1 protein-coding gene is annotated in these 887 nt (G+C 70.0%); it reads left to right on the top strand.

What is annotated here, in order from left to right:
- Nucleotides 1-32: 32 nt before the first annotated feature.
- Nucleotides 33-887 (top strand): aminotransferase class I/II-fold pyridoxal phosphate-dependent enzyme (locus AC1D15_RS34790; protein WP_477829663.1); only part of this gene is annotated, 855 nt, incomplete at its 3' end.

Raw genomic sequence — 887 nt, 5'->3', positions numbered from 1 at the left:
GCACTGCAGAGCGCGTCGACGGAGCGCAGCTGATGGCCGATGCGCCGGCGAAGCGAGGCATTCCGCGCGTCGAGCTGCCGGCCGACGTGCGGCGCGACACGCTCGCGGTGCGCGAGGGCCTGCCGCCGAGCGCGTGGGGCGAGAACTCCGAGGCGCTGTTCCTGACCAGCAGCTTCGTGCAGCCCGATGCGGCGAGCGCCGCCGCGCGCTTCGCGAACGAGGAAGAGGCGTTCATCTATTCGCGCTTCAGCAACCCGACGGTGACCATGTTCGAGCGGCGCCTGGCGGCGCTCGAAGGCGCGCAGGCCTGCATCGGCACCGCCAGCGGCATGAGCGCGATCCTGCTGCTCGGCATGGCGCTGCTGAAGGCGGGCGACCACGTGATCTGCTCGCGCAGCGTGTTCGGCTCGACGATCATGCTGTTCGGCCGCGAGTTCGCGAAGTTCGGCGTCGAGACCACGTTCGTCTCGCAGACCGATCCCGATGAATGGCGGCGTGCGCTGAAGCCGAACACGAGGTTGCTGTTCGCCGAATCGCCGACCAACCCGCTGACCGAGGTGTGCGACATCCGCGCGCTGGCGCAGATCGCGCACGAAGCCGGCGCGCTGCTGGCGGTCGACAACTGCTTCTGCTCGCCGGCGCTGCAGCGGCCGATCGAGTACGGCGCCGACCTGGTCGTGCACTCGGGCACCAAGTACCTCGACGGGCAGGGCCGGGTGATCGCCGGCGCGGTGTGCGGGCCGGAGCAACTGATCAACGACAGGTTCGTGCCGGTGATGCGCAGCGCGGGGATGTCGCTGTCGCCGTTCAACGCCTGGGTCGTGCTGAAGGGGCTCGAGACGCTGTCGATCCGGATGCAGGCGCAGGGCGAGCGCGCGCTGCAGCTG

It is taken from the genome of Rhizobacter sp. P2_H2, from assembly GCF_056403375.1.
Note: the sequence above shows the minus strand (reverse complement) of the source record. Positions and strands in the feature narration are given on the sequence as shown.